At 32.9% G+C, this 14,851-nt stretch carries 19 protein-coding genes; 2 read left to right on the forward strand and 17 right to left on the reverse strand.

Annotated elements, in window-relative coordinates; genetic code table 11:
• Positions 1-174 precede the first annotated feature (174 nt).
• Complete coding sequence (locus tag N456_RS25225; RefSeq protein WP_062054622.1) at positions 175-399, forward strand: hypothetical protein; 225 nt, start codon at positions 175-177, stop codon at positions 397-399.
• Positions 400-489: 90 nt separating this feature from the next.
• On the opposite strand, the gene N456_RS05175 is transcribed toward N456_RS25225, so the two are convergent.
• From N456_RS05175 to N456_RS24255, 7 genes are all read right to left on the reverse strand, one after another.
• Positions 490-2,295 (reverse strand): MutS-related protein, encoded by a 1,806-nt coding sequence (locus N456_RS05175; RefSeq protein WP_338021345.1) that lies wholly within the window; start codon positions 2,293-2,295, stop codon positions 490-492.
• 51 nt (positions 2,296-2,346) lie between these two features.
• A complete protein-coding gene (locus tag N456_RS05180; protein ID WP_062054626.1) occupies positions 2,347-2,703 on the reverse strand; it encodes an MmcQ/YjbR family DNA-binding protein in 357 nt (118 codons plus the stop codon).
• Position 2,704: 1 nt separating this feature from the next.
• On the reverse strand, positions 2,705-3,322 hold the full coding sequence (locus tag N456_RS05185) for a DUF4230 domain-containing protein (RefSeq protein ID WP_062054628.1): 618 nt from the start codon (positions 3,320-3,322) through the stop codon (positions 2,705-2,707).
• 54 nt (positions 3,323-3,376) lie between these two features.
• On the reverse strand, positions 3,377-3,748 hold the full coding sequence (locus tag N456_RS05190) for a hypothetical protein (protein WP_062054630.1): 372 nt from the start codon (positions 3,746-3,748) through the stop codon (positions 3,377-3,379).
• 205 nt (positions 3,749-3,953) lie between these two features.
• Positions 3,954-4,577 (reverse strand): class I SAM-dependent methyltransferase, encoded by a 624-nt coding sequence (locus tag N456_RS05195; RefSeq protein ID WP_062054632.1) that lies wholly within the window; start codon positions 4,575-4,577, stop codon positions 3,954-3,956.
• A 40-nt stretch (positions 4,578-4,617) separates the two neighbouring features.
• On the reverse strand, positions 4,618-5,184 hold the full coding sequence (locus N456_RS05200) for a hypothetical protein (protein WP_148639197.1): 567 nt from the start codon (positions 5,182-5,184) through the stop codon (positions 4,618-4,620).
• A 16-nt stretch (positions 5,185-5,200) separates the two neighbouring features.
• Positions 5,201-5,545 carry a hypothetical protein gene (locus N456_RS24255; protein WP_158447831.1) on the reverse strand — a complete coding sequence of 115 codons (345 nt, stop codon included), beginning with the start codon at positions 5,543-5,545 and terminating at the stop codon, positions 5,201-5,203.
• Between N456_RS24255 and N456_RS24260 the strand changes: the two genes are divergently transcribed.
• Positions 5,545-5,724 (forward strand): hypothetical protein, encoded by a 180-nt coding sequence (locus tag N456_RS24260; protein WP_158447832.1) that lies wholly within the window; start codon positions 5,545-5,547, stop codon positions 5,722-5,724. The two genes, N456_RS24255 and N456_RS24260, sit on opposite strands and share 1 nt — an antisense overlap.
• 30 nt (positions 5,725-5,754) lie before the next feature.
• Here the strand turns inward: N456_RS24260 and N456_RS05210 are convergent, their stop codons facing one another.
• Genes N456_RS05210 through N456_RS05255 form a run of 10 tightly spaced genes read right to left on the reverse strand, consistent with a single transcriptional unit; the run spans position 5,755 to position 14,851 of the window.
• Positions 5,755-6,240 carry a hypothetical protein gene (locus tag N456_RS05210; RefSeq protein ID WP_062054638.1) on the reverse strand — a complete coding sequence of 162 codons (486 nt, stop codon included), beginning with the start codon at positions 6,238-6,240 and terminating at the stop codon, positions 5,755-5,757.
• A 33-nt stretch (positions 6,241-6,273) separates the two neighbouring features.
• Positions 6,274-7,101 (reverse strand): hypothetical protein, encoded by an 828-nt coding sequence (locus N456_RS05215; protein ID WP_062054640.1) that lies wholly within the window; start codon positions 7,099-7,101, stop codon positions 6,274-6,276.
• A gap of 13 nt (positions 7,102-7,114) precedes the next feature.
• The gene (locus N456_RS05220) at positions 7,115-7,330 is read right to left on the reverse strand and encodes a hypothetical protein (protein ID WP_062054642.1); all 216 of its coding nucleotides are present in this window, start codon (positions 7,328-7,330) and stop codon (positions 7,115-7,117) included.
• 17 nt (positions 7,331-7,347) lie between these two features.
• A complete protein-coding gene (locus tag N456_RS05225; protein ID WP_062054645.1) occupies positions 7,348-8,457 on the reverse strand; it encodes a hypothetical protein in 1,110 nt (369 codons plus the stop codon).
• Positions 8,458-8,480: 23 nt separating this feature from the next.
• A complete protein-coding gene (locus tag N456_RS05230; protein WP_062054638.1) occupies positions 8,481-8,966 on the reverse strand; it encodes a hypothetical protein in 486 nt (161 codons plus the stop codon).
• A gap of 33 nt (positions 8,967-8,999) precedes the next feature.
• On the reverse strand, positions 9,000-9,824 hold the full coding sequence (locus N456_RS05235) for a hypothetical protein (protein WP_062054728.1): 825 nt from the start codon (positions 9,822-9,824) through the stop codon (positions 9,000-9,002).
• A gap of 5 nt (positions 9,825-9,829) precedes the next feature.
• Complete coding sequence (locus N456_RS05240; protein ID WP_062054647.1) at positions 9,830-12,454, reverse strand: OmpA family protein; 2,625 nt, start codon at positions 12,452-12,454, stop codon at positions 9,830-9,832.
• A 6-nt stretch (positions 12,455-12,460) separates the two neighbouring features.
• Entirely contained in the window at positions 12,461-12,955 is a 495-nt protein-coding gene (locus N456_RS05245) for a DUF4280 domain-containing protein (protein WP_062054650.1), read from the reverse strand.
• 12 nt (positions 12,956-12,967) lie between these two features.
• On the reverse strand, positions 12,968-14,146 hold the full coding sequence (locus tag N456_RS05250) for a LysM domain-containing protein (protein ID WP_062054652.1): 1,179 nt from the start codon (positions 14,144-14,146) through the stop codon (positions 12,968-12,970).
• Between the two features lie 6 nt (positions 14,147-14,152).
• Positions 14,153-14,851 (reverse strand): DKNYY domain-containing protein, encoded by a 699-nt coding sequence (locus N456_RS05255; RefSeq protein ID WP_062054654.1) that lies wholly within the window; start codon positions 14,849-14,851, stop codon positions 14,153-14,155.

The raw sequence follows: 14,851 nt of genomic DNA on the forward strand, positions 1-14,851 counted from the left end.
TATTGGTACTCTTGGTAGCGTAGTAAATCATCTAAGACAAGAGCGTTTCTCTACAACACATATAAAAACACTGATTGTTAGACGAGTTTGATCAATCATTAGAGGTTGGGTTTAAAGTAGTGATGAAAAATATCATCGAATTGTTACCAAACCCTATCTAAACGGATATTAACTTTGGCAAAACAAAGGATTACTATTCCTGATTTTGTTAAGCCTGATCAACTGGTTACCTTGTTTCTTATTGATTTTTTCTTTTTTCATACCCAAAAATTAGAACCTAAACAAGAGTTACATAAGATGTTGTTTACTGAACGGGTACTATACAATAAGGATTTTACTGATATCACTGCATCTTATTGTCTAGAAGTATTGAGTACAAGTTTTTTTCTTCTTTTTTAAAAAGTTAATTCTCTATGGTTTGTCTAGAAATCAAAGTTCCTTTTCTGATGGATACCTCATACCCTTGGATAAGGGGTAAAGGTTGTTGATTTATACAATTCCCATCTTTTTTAATAAGAAAGATGCATTCATATTCTGGCATACTCCATCTTTAAATTTATAATCAAAATAGAGTTCATCATTGATAATCTGAGCGTCAAAGAAACGATTTTTTACTTGTGGTAATTCTGTAGCAATTTCGCATAGACTTAGATCATGAGTGGCGATAATACCTGTAGCTTTAGCTTTGACTAATTTTTCTACGAACTTACGAGATCCTGCGGCTTTGTCTTTACTATTTGTGCCTTTTAGGATTTCGTCTAATATGATAAAGTATTCTTCTTTTTCTAGTGCTGTTACAATTTTTTTGAGTTGTGTTAATTCAGAAAAGAAATAAGAGGCATCATCACTTAATGAATCTGATGTTCTCATACTACTAATCAATTTAATAGGGCGATAGGTACATGATTTTGCACAGATAGGAAGTCCAATATTAGCCATTACAATCTGTAGTGCTACGGTACGTAAGAAGGTACTTTTACCCGCCATATTGGCTCCCGTGATGATTAAAAACTGTTCTTTATCAATAGCAATATCATTATCTACTCTTTTAGTAGCATTAAGCATAGGGTGTCCTAACTCTTGCGCTTGTATCACACTGGTGTCTGATGTTATTGTTGGGTATATATATTGGGGGTTGTTAAAAGCAAAATTACCAAGAGAGTTATAGGCGTCAAAAAATGCAATTACTTCAAACCATTGTGCTACTTTATCATGATTATTGGCAATCCATTGCTCTATACGATAGGATTGGCGAATATCCCAGAGCATAAGCCCATTTGACAAAACACCAAAGAGCATATTATTACGTTGATCAAAATCATTAAGAATACGGGCAAATTGTTTTAGTGTACGGGATGCTTTTTCTTTTTCGGTACTAACTAATTGTTGTTTTTCTTTTAATAGTGTTGCATTAAGATCAATAGTTTCAATTTTATCTACGAGTTTATAATATTGCTCAAAGGTATCTTTTACCTGATTGGCATGATTGTATAATGTATTTATTTTTTTAAGCTGCGTTCCTGTAATTCCAAGACCTATAAAGAACCAAATGAGCACTATAGGGAACGAAATAATATCAAGAAATAATAATCCTAATGCGAGTATTGAAATTCCTGTTACTATAGCTGGAAGTATCCGCATGATTTTAGGTACAAAAGAGGTGTAGTTCTGAAACCAGTTTTGGATCGTAGTAATAGGAACTGTAACGTTAACTAGGGATGCTATGGCGCTAAATTCTTGTCTCCATTTTGGAAGATTGGCGACGTTTTGTATAGCCTGTTGTTTCTCTTCGATATGATCAATAGTATTGGCATTGAGTAGTGATGCTAATTTATTTTTTCCTGCTAGTGTAGCGGTACGATTAGTGTATTGAAAAAAAGATTTTTCACCAAATAGGTCGATATCATGGCTATAGAAATGTGTAGGATCTATATATTCTTTTCCAGAAGAAAGATTGCTTATATCACCTGTAGGAACATCTAGTTCTAGTTGATTGATTTGTACTAGTTTTTCTAATTTATTTTTTACATAGGTAAGATTGCTATGGCGTGTGACTAGATAAATAAAGAGGATGATTCCAAGGAGTATACTACCCATAATAATCTGAGTATTGGGATAGCCAAAATATACTCCTGCTACTATTAATAGAAAAACCAATAAACGGATTGTACTAGATATTGCTAATTGTTTCTTTTTTTGCTTTAAAGCTGTTGTATGTAAAGAAATTTGCTCTTGATAAAATTCTATAGGGTTATTCATTTTATATGGATGAAAATAGAGTCCTAAGTGTATCACAAACGCTTTTTTTTTATAACGTATGTTTTGTCTTTTCTCTATTTTTTATGATTAAAGGTTTTCTAATTCTTGTTTTACTTTTTTAGTTAAGCCACTTACTACTAGATTATAAGAATGATCAATTAGTTCGAGTATCATATTAGTAGCTAAATTTCCAGAAAAGTTAACAGTATTCCAGTGTTTTTTACTCATATGATATCCGGGAGTAATTTCTGGATGATACTCACGGAGTTCGATAGCACGATCAGGATCACATTTTAGGTTAACACTAAATGGGATTCGTTCTAATCCAGTGAGTGCAAACATTTTTCCCATTACTTTAAAAACAAGGGTAGTTTTATCAAAAGGAAATTCTTCTGTAACTCCTTTTTTGGATAAACAATATTCTCTGAATGCTTCGATATTCATTTTATTCTAACTGTTTTATATCCTGATTATTGTCATCAAACTTTAATGCAGTGTAATCTAATGTCCATCCAATAGATTCTGCAAGGGTTTCCATAAGAGCAATTGCTGTTAGGGCTTCTTTTTTTGCAGATTCCATTAGCCCGCTTTGTGGGATTTTATCTTTGATAAATTGTTTCGCTTCTTTATTAAGGTCAGTAAGGTCTGTAGAGGTAAAAGGATTTAACCAACCGTCTTTTTTATCGTAGTATTTAAAGTCGGTTTCTATGGTTAGGAGTTTTGGTTGCGGAAAATGAGTAAGAATAATCCGTTTATTTTTGGTATCACTTTCTAGTGTTACCTGAGATAAATCAAAGCCTATGTGGGCTTTAGCTTCTATAATAATTAATGCTTTTTTGGTTCCGGAGAGTAGTTTAAAAAATTTTTCTTTTACACTCTCATAATGATAGATTTCTGCAAAATCACCTTCTACAGTGACGAGTTTACATACACTCTTTATTTTTTCTTTTAGTACGGTAGATTGGGTTTGTACAGAGGATTTGTTTTTTGCAGCGCTAAACTTTGCAAAAATAAAGTATGCTGAGATAGCACCTCCTAAAAGTCCTATAAACAATAATTCCATGGGTGTAAATATAAGGAAGAATATTGTTTATAGGAGTTGTAGCTAAGATATTAATCAATCAACTACTGAGAAGCCTTCATCTAGTAAACGGTTGATATGTTTTTTATCTACAGTGATTGTGATTGTAGGACCTGCACAGATCTCGCAGGCTTCGCAAGAAGAGATGTTACTAGGGGTATCATTCTGAAAACCCTTAAGTTCTATATCTAGGTTTTTTAGATAATTAGCGACTTGGTTTTCGAGATTGCTTCCTTGTACACCTATCCAAGGTTCTTTACATTGTTTTGTAGTTATTCTAAGCTTTGCTAAACCAATCTTAGGGGTTGTTTGATTATGATCATCATCATTAGAACACGATAAAAAAATTAGGGTTGATAACAATAGGATGCTAAAAACTTTAAATAAACTAGATAATAATATTTTCATGTTTTACAATTTTTGGTATATTATATAGATGTGATAGTACCTTAGAGGTTGTAACTACACAGTGTTATAGTTTTGTTAAATTCTCTTCTCTCCCTTAATCGAAACCACCTAATTTCAGTACGATTTTTATGATCAAATAGACTGAAGTGATTTCTATATGATTATAGCAGTCATACTTCTACTCTATTTGATCATAGCATTCTGGTTATTTTTTTCGTCCAACAAATCGTACTACTGCGCCTTTTCCATTATGGTATAGTCCTTCGCTTAATTCGATTTCTTTTTCTACTAGTTCTATAATCTCATAATTCTTAAAATCTGATTTTAGTTCCTCAACAGAGAATAATGATGATATATCTTTAGGTCCTCCTACTTTTGGGTTTTTAGTCGTGTACTCGATGTGTGTTTTGCTAAATGCTTCAAAAATAATAATCCCTCCTTTACGCAGATAGTTATTAAGTGTTTGGTGATACATTGATTTGATCTCTGGAGGGAAATGTGCATAGATTAAGGCTATTGCATCAAATTGTTCATTCTTATAACCTAAATTCTCTAATTCACCTATCTTGTAATCAATAGTTACGTTTTTTTTATCTGCTAGCGCTACTGCTTTATTTTTTCCTTCGATACTAATATCAAATGCAGAGACATCCCAACCTTTACTGGCTGCAAATACTGCATTACGCCCTTCGCCTTCTGCCGCAAATAGTATCGTTCCTGTTTTTAGGTTTTGTAATTGCTCTTTTAAATACTCATTAGGTAATTCGCCATATGCAAATTCACTTTCACTATATCTGTCATTCCATTTAGTCAGCCAAGTATCTTTCATAGGTTTGCTATATTTATTGTTTTGGTTATCTATTTTGTTTCTAATTCTTCTCTTTTTCTGATGTTGATAATTTTACCAGTTTATCACTCATATAAGCAACTATTAACTCTTCTCTTCCTGTCTTAATAGGATGGTATTGAAAACCGCATGTTCCTTTTTCTATTGTAAACTGATATTCTTTAGAATAACTTACGGAACTATCACCTAGCTCGTACTTTTCTCCTAGAATTTCCTGAAATTTTTCTAATAGTTTTTTTTCATTGGCTCTGGATGGAAGTACTTTCATTTCTAAATACTGTATCTCATCTAGGTTGTCTTCTAAAACAAAAAACACGATGGTTTTTACGGGGATATCAAACAGATATATTTCGTTCTTTTGTACATGTTCTCTACCTGAGTATGTATCTTGCAAGCATTCATAAACGATCATATCTACTCCATATATAGTTTCTTTCTTAGCATTAAATAAGGGCATCTCTATTAAGGATTTTCCAGGATCTACTTTATTAATGATGTTAGAAATATCAATTCTATTTTGAGAAAACCCTAAAAATGTGCTGAACATAATGAGTATCGATAGATATTGAAGATGTTGTGTTACTGCCATATTGATTTGGTTTATTTTATATCACTGTTAAGGGATCTCCTTTTGTTTTACGTTGTAAACGAAAATCTAAGTATATCGTATCCTTAGGATCTTTTTTATTCTGTAGCCTAATTACTCCTTCTCCATCTACCTTATGTAATAACATTACCAATTTACCATACCCCTGAAACTCTATTTTAAACGTTTCTGGTACTAACGGTTGTACTTCATACGCATTATTTTGTATAAGGCCTACAAATTCTTTTTGACGTAGTGTTTTTTCGTTAGTTTTATACAGTAAACAAGAGGTTATGAGCTCTTCTCGCTCTCTCACCAATGCTAAATATCCATTAATATCCCTGTTTTTGATAATTTTGTACATTGCCTTATACGTTTCTAACACTTCCTTTTGTATCTCTTTTTTTCTTATCCTTATACGCTGCTCTGAGATCAATAGATGAGCGCCACCCTGTATATGAAAATGGAACCTCGGCATCAAAAGTACTACGCCATTCGTATATCGGTAAGCCTTCGAGTTTGTTTGAAGTTTTTGGTTCATAGTTACCATATATCAGATTTTAAAAATAATGCTTAAAAAACAAGTAACTTATGATCTAATATTGCTTCGCTAAAAAAGGTGTTTTGCGGAATATTAGGGTAGTCCTTAGTATGGTTTAGCGTAATCTGTCGATCACTTGTTTTCCATGTATATTCTTCTCCAAAATCATTTTCATAGACTTTAGTATTTGTTCCATATAGATCCTGTAAGGTGGTATTATACTTTGTTACATTATCAATCCCTTTGGATTTTATAGTATATCCTACAATTTTACCTTGCTTGCAGAATACAAATAGGTCTTCTCCTAAAAAAGTAGTATGTCTAAAATCTGATTGTGGTAGCTTGTAATATGCAAAATAATTGTCTCCCTCTTTAGGGTATGTATCTAGCATCGCTTCTGATTTACCTATCAATTCTTCTACTATGATAGGATCTGATGAACAACTTAGTCCTATAGTGGTCAGTAAAACTCCTGTAGATGCTATAATTGTTGTTTCTATAAATTTTCTACGATGCATATCTGTCGATGTTTATACTTCTAACTTATTTTTTTATATAATACTAAATCCTTTTTCTTTACTACGCATATGGAGTTTAGTATCAAACTCTACATTTCCTTGTGTTTTAGAATCAGGGCTTTTATACTGTAGTGCCGCACTACCATCTATACGAATTAAGCGAACTAACTTACCGTATCCCATTATTTCTAACTGTAACGATGAAGCATCAAGTGGTACTATTTCTAATTTTTGATTAAATAGTTCTGTTGCTCCATTCATAAAACTTTTTTTGCGCTCCTCAGAGAAATAAAAGGCTTGCTCTTGCAATGCCATTTTTTCTTTAGATAACTCTAAGAATTTTGTTACATTATGAGATGCCATTACTGCATGTATCTGCCGATAGGTACTTAACACTTCTGCAAATAAATCTTCTTCTTTTATCTCGCTGAGATCTTCTGAGTTTTGCCAACCATCTAATACAAAAGGTAGTTCTACTTCTATCTCTGTACTAATCTCAAAAGTAGGGTAATTAATATTTTCACTTAATCCATCCCAAGGGGATTCTATTTTTGGATGAAATTGTGTTAATGTATTATCCCAATCTTTACTATTACAGACATAAAATTCTATACCTAAATATGCATTGTCTTCTGTTAATGATTCTTCACCTTTTCTAGGTTTCATCTTACCTACTATTTTATACGTCCCACTCTGAAGTACAACTTGATTGATTGGAATAAATCCTGTTGATCTATCTCTTCCTCTTGTTTCTTCTCCTTTAAAAGTACTTATCAGCACATCATTTACATAAATTTCTGTTGTGCAATAAGAATTATGTCTTAATTGATAATATGGATTATCTAAATAATTCTTTTTCATTTTGATTAATTTTTTAAGTGATGTATTGTTTCTTTAAAGGAAGTGTCTCTCCATCAATAACCTTTTTTTCTATCTTAAAATTACTACTCCACCATCCAACTTCACCTTTAATTTCTCCAATAATCATGACACCTGAAAATTTTAAAACAGGAATATCATCAACCAGAATTATTCCCGAACAATTTATACTAGGATATAACTCATAATAAGGTTTGCTTATTTGTCTCATTATATAATTAATTGATATTATATTACTGTTAAGGGATCTCCTTTTGTTTTACGTTGTAAACGAAAATCTAAGTATATCATATCCTTAGGATCTTTTTTATTCTGTAGTCTAATTACTCCTTCTCCATCTACCTTATGTAATAGCATTACCAATTTACCATACCCCTGAAACTCTATTTTAAACGTTTCTGATACTAACGGTTGTACTTCATACGCATTATTTTGTATAAGGTCTACAAATTCTTTTTGACGTAGTGTTTTTTCGTTAGTTTTATACAGTAAACAAGAGGTTATGAGCTCTTCTCGCTCTCTCACCAATGCTAAATATCCATTAACATCCCTGTTTTTGATAATTTTGTGCATTGCCCTATACGTTTCTAACACTTCCTTTTGTATCTCTTTTTCCTTATCCTTATAAGCTGCTCTGAGATCAATAGATGAGCGCCACCCTGTATATGAAAATGGAACCTCGGCATCAAAAGTACTACGCCACTCGTATATCGGTAAGCCTTCGAGTTTGTTTGGAGTTTTTGGTTCATAATCACCATCATATTCTTCTTGATGCTCTTCACTATATTTGGTTATCCATTGCTTATCACTTTGATTGATTACAATTCCATTGTGCCCATTCATTTGGTTGTTATACGTTACCGTTTTTAGGTTTCTATCTCTAAAATGTGAAAAAGTTAATTTCATCTGTCCCTCTCCTTTTGGAAAAACCTCTACCCCATATCTAGGATACATTCGTACTTTTATTTCGTGAGTTCCACTAGTCAATAACAATTGATTGATATCATGATCTCCTGTCATCCCTCCCCTTCTTGCTGTTATAGGTCCCATAAGTTTTAACAACAACACATCATCAACAAAAACCTCATATTGACATTGTCCACTATTAATATAAATACGATTAGTACGTTCTTCTGTGATAGCAGTATCTATAGGAATAGGAAATGTTTTTTCTTGTATTTCTTTATTTTGTATACCTGTTCTGTTTTTCCAAAATTGTTCTTTTGTTGTTATCTGGGCTTTAGCTCCTTTAGAAAAACTGTGTTCCTTACATGATATGCATAATCCTATTACTAGTAGTAGTACTCCTATTGTACTAATTTGTTTATAAATTACCATATATTAGATTTTAAAAATAATATTTAAAAAACAAGTAACTTATGATCTAATATTGCTTCGCTAAAAAAGGTGTTTTGCGGAATATTAGGGTAGTCCTTAGTATGGTTTAGCGTAATCTGTCGATCACTTGTTTTCCATGTATATTCTTCTCCAAAATCATTTTCATAGACTTTAGTATTTGTTCCATATAGATCCTGTAAGGTGGTATTATACTTTGTTACATTATCAATCCCTTTGGATTTTATAGTATATCCTACAATTTTACCTTGCTTGCAGAATACAAATAGGTCTTCTCCTAAAAAAGTAGTATGTCTAAAATCTGATTGTGGTAGCTTGTAATATGCAAAATAATTGTCTCCCTCTTTAGGGTATGTATCTAGCATCGCTTCTGATTTACCTATCAATTCTTCTACTATGATAGGATCTGATGAACAACTTAGTCCTATAGTGGTCAGTAAAACTCCTGTAGATGCTATAATTGTTGTTTCTATAAATTTTCTACGATGCATATCTGTCGATGTTTATACTTCTAACTTATTTTTTTATATAATACTAAATCCTTTTTCTTTACTACGCATATGGAGTTTAGTATCAAACTCTACATTTCCTTGTGTTTTAGAATCAGGGCTTTTATACTGTAGTGCCGCACTACCATCTATACGAATTAAGCGAACTAACTTACCGTATCCCATTATTTCTAACTGTAACGATGAAGCATCAAGTGGTACTATTTCTAATTTTTGATTAAATAGTTCTGTTGCTCCATTCATAAAACTTTTTTTGCGCTCCTCAGAGAAATAAAAGGCTTGCTCTTGCAATGCCATTTTTTCTTTAGATAACTCTAAGAATTTTGTTACATTATGAGATGCCATTACTGCATGTATCTGCCGATAGGTACTTAACACTTCTGCAAATAAATCTTCTTCTTTTATCTCGCTGAGATCTTCTGAGTTTTGCCAACCATCTAATACAAAAGGTAGTTCTACTTCTATCTCTGTACTAATCTCAAAAGTAGGGTAATTAATATTTTCACTTAGTCCATCCCAAGGGGATTCTATTTTTGGATGAAACTTATGTCTTGATTTTTTCCATTTATCTGAATCCGCTTCAGCTAAATAAAAATCAAGTGACATTACTTCTTCTTCTGTTATTGTTTTTTTATTTTTTCTAGGTAACATCTTGCCTACTACCTTATACTTACCACTTTGAAGTAAAACCTGATTAATAATAGTATCCCCACTATACCCTCCTGTACCATTTGTATCCTCTCCATACCAATCGACTACAGGTACATCATTAACTTTAATTGTTCCAGAGCTGTAAATGGTAGAATAGACTGAATAAATGGGTTTTTCAAATTTGCTCATCATATTTAATTTTCTGTTATATATCTTTTTTGCATGGTATAAGATTCCTCTTCTATTATTCTTTCTTCTAATTTAAAGCTACTTTTCCACCAGCCTAATTCCCCCTCTATTTCAACTGATAACATAACACCTGAAAATTTTAAAACAGGTTTAATGAACATTCCTTTTTTGTCAGTGTCTATTATGAAATCACCTCCAAAATATCCATGTGCCTTAGCACTCGCTTTAAAAGATATAGAAATAGGTCTAATTATCATACTATTTGTTTTCCCTATTTCTGTACTGATACTCAACTCTATGATAACTCCCATTTTCCCAGAAATGGTAGTTTTTCCTTGCATATCAATACCATTTTTACTGTCAATTTTTAGAGCATCTACCATTATTTCTAACTCTCCATAAAATGTTGCTGTAAAAACAACCGTTGCTCCTAATTTTTCTAAACCGCCTCTAAATTTACTAATCAATCTTGCTGCGGCAGGATTTCCTGTAGTACCATAAGATACCGCTGTAATTGCTGCTCCTATAATATCTATAATCACCTCAGCTCCTATAAGTGGTTTAAATCCAAATCCAACTGTCCCTGCTACAACAACATCTTCATTACTTTGTTCTAAAAGCCAAGAACCTACTACAGTGAACTTAGGATATCTAACATCAAAACCAATAGGAATTGCTGTTTTTTTAGCAGCACTTTGAGCAAAATTAATAGCATTCTGTACAACATCAATAGATCTTGCTATTATTTTTGCTAAAGCTTCCATTTTTTTTGAGAACTCATTCGTAAAGCTTCTTTTTTCATTTCCATTATCCCATTCTGCTCCTAGTCCTACTCCTATTGATATTGGAACTTTCCCCTGCTTATTCATTAACCATCTGTTATACCCTGCTTCTCTACTTTTTTCCTGATGTCTTGCAAAAACACTTCCTGAAGGCATATTTGTTGCTTTATAATTAGAAACATTAACTAAAAACTCAAAAGCCAATTCCCACTTAATATCTGGATATGCTTTTACTTTTAGTACTGGATTCTTTTTATTAGAGTAGTATCTACATGTATTTACATATACTTCATATACTGCTGCTGCATCTAGTCTCCCATTGGCTACGCCTTCTATAAGATTCCATTTTGGCCAGATGTATTGTAATGGTGCGGGATTAGCTGCCGATAATGTGGATTGTATCGGAAAACGAATAGATTTTCCTGATCCTTTAAACGGCTTAGCATCTGGGGATTTAACAATAATATCTTTAGTGTGTTTTTCTGCATCTCTATAGCAATCGTCTACTTCTAATCCTACCACATCTAGAGTAATGTGTTTAGGACTACTTGGTGCTATGGTATTATATACTACTGCATTGGCATCATGCCCTGCAAAGGTAAAAGAGATGTCTACTCTACGAGCATTTTTATATACTTTTTCATTACGGTTCTTGTAATCATCGGGGCTCTGTATGTTATACTCTCCGCGACCTGTACTAATAATTCGATCTGCATCTAATCCTCCTTGTACAAAGAAATCTTTTACGGCATCTCCTCGTTTCTGAGAGAGTTCTTTGTTATAATCTTCTTTACCTATTACACAGGCATAACCGCTCATATGTATTGTAGTCCCCTTATGTTCTAATAAGAATCCGAGAATGTTATTTAATGTTTTTTGTGCTTCGGGAGATATACTGTAGTCGTTAAACTTATAGTATATGACACGGTTTATTTTTTCGGAGGTTGCTTTTTTTCCTTTGAGTGCTTGTCCTTTTTTAAAAACAGTTACGGGTTTTGTTTCTGTTTTTCCATCCTTTACGGTAGGAGCGGTAATGATAATTTCATCAAATTTACAGGGTTCGAATCGCTCTGCATTGACTTCTGGCTCATAAATCTTGGTAGGGGTAAGGTTTTCTGAGGGTTTTACCTGATTGCTAGATAACTCATTTTTGATTTCTAAAAATCGAGCGTGTTCCTCATCTTCTATATGATCTAATATGTAGTTCCCTTTAGCATTTTTTACTTTGATATAAAATTTTTCTACAGGGTCTCTTCGTTTTACCATACCCATCCACATATTGGTATCTCCTATGGTATATAGTGCTTCTCCGTCTCGTACTTTAACATTTTTTTTGGTGACGATTAGATCGTCTTCTTTCATAGAAACCATGTTATATATTTCTATGGTAATGGTATCTCCATTTAATCCTTCTGTATTAAGCCATAGGTATACTAGATCTCCATAGGCTATGGGGCTGTGTCTGATATCACTACCTTGTGGTTGGCTTCTCCACTCGCTAGATTTGATCCTAGCTGGGGTGTATCCATTAAGATACATGCCTGATGGGTTTTTAAAGTCTCGATTCCCTGATCGACTGGCTTCGATATAAAAGGTATATGAGCCGCATAGTTTTTTAGGAAGTGTAAAGGTGTATAGTGCTCCTGATCCTTTATATATAATTGTTTTTCTATCATTGGACTGACGTAACCAATAGATGTTTTCTTGTTTTTCTTCTTCTGTAGTATTGGGTAGCCATTCTAATACCTCGAACTGTACTTCTTGATCTGGTTTGATGGTTACATTAGTGGTTGTCATGGAGTAATACAACCCTTTGGTCATTTGTATTGTTTTTACGCCTTTTGCCATTGTTTGTTATTTAACAGATTCTATTATACCACTATCAGCAGGGGCTGTAGTACTCATATCATTCGTATTTACCATAGGGTTTAACTGTGCTTGTGTATCCTCATCGGCATTGCTCATATTTTGCTGTCCTGGTTCTGCAATCTGCCCGTGATTAGTGATTTCTACACAGGGTGATCCTGCAATAGCACAGGTGGCTTTGCTGTCTTCTATGAGTATATTTCCTCCGTTTTTTAGTATGGCATCTTCATAGGCTCCTTGCCATTCTGTAATCATTGGTTGGCAGGGTTTATAACTGCTTCCCATTGGTTGTAACTTACATTGTCCAAAGGTTTTTGCCTCGAAGGGTTGTCCGATCTCTAATGTTGTAGCGATTAGTTTTTGGCTTCCGTCTTTATCATTGGCATATTCATTGGTATGTGAGCTTACTTTTAATTTATCTGGTGCAAACCCATGCTGGCACTTGCAGAGCGCCCCTTGTACTACTATGTGTTTTTCGCTCATAATCTTATTTTTTTATGAAAACAATGTTTTCCAAAATGATTTTTTCTTTGTTTCTGTTTCTTCTTCGTCTCCTGTAATGAGTTTTGGATGACGTTTGGTTTCTACAATATCATCGATTTCTGAAATGGATATCGATGCTGTTTTTGGGGTGTCTAATGCTAGGTTACAACTCATATATGCGGATTGTATCGTATTACCCTGCGGAGATAAGAAGTATACGGCTCTATAAATTCCTTTTACTGGGGTACTGCTTTTTACTATACTAGATGGGAAGTCTATCTGGTTTTTTAATTCTGATTTGCTTCTGGGATCGGTACACTTACCATCAATTTCTATTTTTATTCGGTCATTTTTTATAAATCTATGGACTTGTTTATCTACGGTATATTCTACAGATTTAGTATTGGGTATCACCGGAAAGTCTACTGTATTGTTTAACTCGAAATGATCATTATAACTGGTGTATATGTTATTAAAGTATATGCTGTAAAACCAATCGTTTTTTAAATAATAAAACAATAGGTTTTTGTCGCTTAGGGTTTGCTCAAAGAGTTCAACGTATTTTTGGGAGACAGAACCTTTATAATAGTCTAATTGGGCTTTTTTATGTGTTTTCCACCTTTTTAATATCGCTTTATGGTTTTGAATATCTAATAGTAGCCCATTGGTATCAATTTTTAGTACTAATGGATATAGTACTTCTGTACAGGCTACTGCCATTTCATCTGCTACTAGATTAGGGGCTTTATCATTGATAAAGGTTTGGGATATTTTGTCTATGGATAGGTAGTTATACTTTTTGTTATTTTCTGGATAGTATCGAATGCTTATTTTATATTTTATGGTGGTTTCTGTAGTTCCTGATTGTATTGTTTTTAGTACTCCATAGGTAATATCTTCTGTTGGGATTTCTCTATTAAGCTTGCCGTAGTACCTAGTTTTTATAGTTTGTGGTTCTGGCTCATCGGTGTCGAGCCATATTTCTTTACCGTCTCGGAGTCCATATCCTTCTGGTGGTAATACGATCTCTTGTAAAAATTCTGGTATACGGGTGGTTATAATATGTTGGTATATTTCTGTTCTCTTATTATGGTACTGTTGTAACTCCTCTACATCTAATTCATTGACTTTGGCAATGGATTGAAGGGTATCTCCTCTTTTAATTTTATATGTGCGATATATTCCTGTCAATGGTTTTTACGATTTTGGTGAAAAATAGTGTTTCGCAATATCTTCTTCATTTTGCCATATATAATGATTTTTAAAATTTTTATATGTCATTATAGTGTTACCACTATATAGGTGGTTTTTATCTATTCCTATGGTGGTTTCCCATTCTGATTTAGCTCCTATCACATTCGTTGTTCTAAAGGTTGCTATATCAATATCGTGTAATTTTTCTCCCCTCCAATATATAGTATCACCTACCTGTATATAGGCTCCTCCTAGAATCTTACATTCAGTGATATCTCCTGCTTTAAACAACTTAGGTTTAGAAGAATGCATGTATTGATATATGTATATATGATTCTTGTCTCTAAAATAATTATTAAGTGGATTAGTGATATAATACTCGTTTTTAATCTTCGCTTTGCTTTCTTCTGTATTATAAAGTACATCAAAGGTTTTTTGATCTATTACTTCTGCTAGCTTTTTACCACTGTTATCTAATGATGATTCATTAATATGTGTGTAAAAAACAGAATCCTCTTTTATATAATATCCATCTTGTGTATTAGATAGTTTCGTATAGTTTGGAATTTTAAAAACAAGATTCTTATTAGCATCTATGGTTAACAAGTTTTTATTCTTAATTGTACTCTTTTTTTGGTCTACACAAAAGGATAGTGTTAACACGAGTATAATGGGTAATATTATTTTTTTTAATAAGCTCAT

The sequence above is a fragment of the Aquimarina longa SW024 genome (assembly GCF_001401755.1).
GTDB lineage: Bacteria > Bacteroidota > Bacteroidia > Flavobacteriales > Flavobacteriaceae > Aquimarina > Aquimarina longa.

Coding starts and splice junctions, on each gene's coding strand:
- N456_RS05180 (WP_062054626.1), bottom strand. CDS start 2,703: ATGAATATCGAAGCATTCAGAGAATATTGTTTATCCAAAAAAGGAGTT.
- N456_RS05185 (WP_062054628.1), bottom strand. CDS start 3,322: ATGGAATTATTGTTTATAGGACTTTTAGGAGGTGCTATCTCAGCATAC.
- N456_RS05190 (WP_062054630.1), bottom strand. CDS start 3,748: ATGAAAATATTATTATCTAGTTTATTTAAAGTTTTTAGCATCCTATTG.
- N456_RS05195 (WP_062054632.1), bottom strand. CDS start 4,577: ATGAAAGATACTTGGCTGACTAAATGGAATGACAGATATAGTGAAAGT.
- N456_RS05200 (WP_148639197.1), bottom strand. CDS start 5,184: ATGGCAGTAACACAACATCTTCAATATCTATCGATACTCATTATGTTC.
- N456_RS24255 (WP_158447831.1), bottom strand. CDS start 5,545: ATGTACAAAATTATCAAAAACAGGGATATTAATGGATATTTAGCATTG.
- N456_RS05210 (WP_062054638.1), bottom strand. CDS start 6,240: ATGCATCGTAGAAAATTTATAGAAACAACAATTATAGCATCTACAGGA.
- N456_RS05215 (WP_062054640.1), bottom strand. CDS start 7,101: ATGAAAAAGAATTATTTAGATAATCCATATTATCAATTAAGACATAAT.
- N456_RS05220 (WP_062054642.1), bottom strand. CDS start 7,330: ATGAGACAAATAAGCAAACCTTATTATGAGTTATATCCTAGTATAAAT.
- N456_RS05225 (WP_062054645.1), bottom strand. CDS start 8,457: ATGGTAATTTATAAACAAATTAGTACAATAGGAGTACTACTACTAGTA.
- N456_RS05230 (WP_062054638.1), bottom strand. CDS start 8,966: ATGCATCGTAGAAAATTTATAGAAACAACAATTATAGCATCTACAGGA.
- N456_RS05235 (WP_062054728.1), bottom strand. CDS start 9,824: ATGAGCAAATTTGAAAAACCCATTTATTCAGTCTATTCTACCATTTAC.
- N456_RS05240 (WP_062054647.1), bottom strand. CDS start 12,454: ATGGCAAAAGGCGTAAAAACAATACAAATGACCAAAGGGTTGTATTAC.
- N456_RS05245 (WP_062054650.1), bottom strand. CDS start 12,955: ATGAGCGAAAAACACATAGTAGTACAAGGGGCGCTCTGCAAGTGCCAG.
- N456_RS05255 (WP_062054654.1), bottom strand. CDS start 14,851: ATGAGCTTATTAAAAAAAATAATATTACCCATTATACTCGTGTTAACA.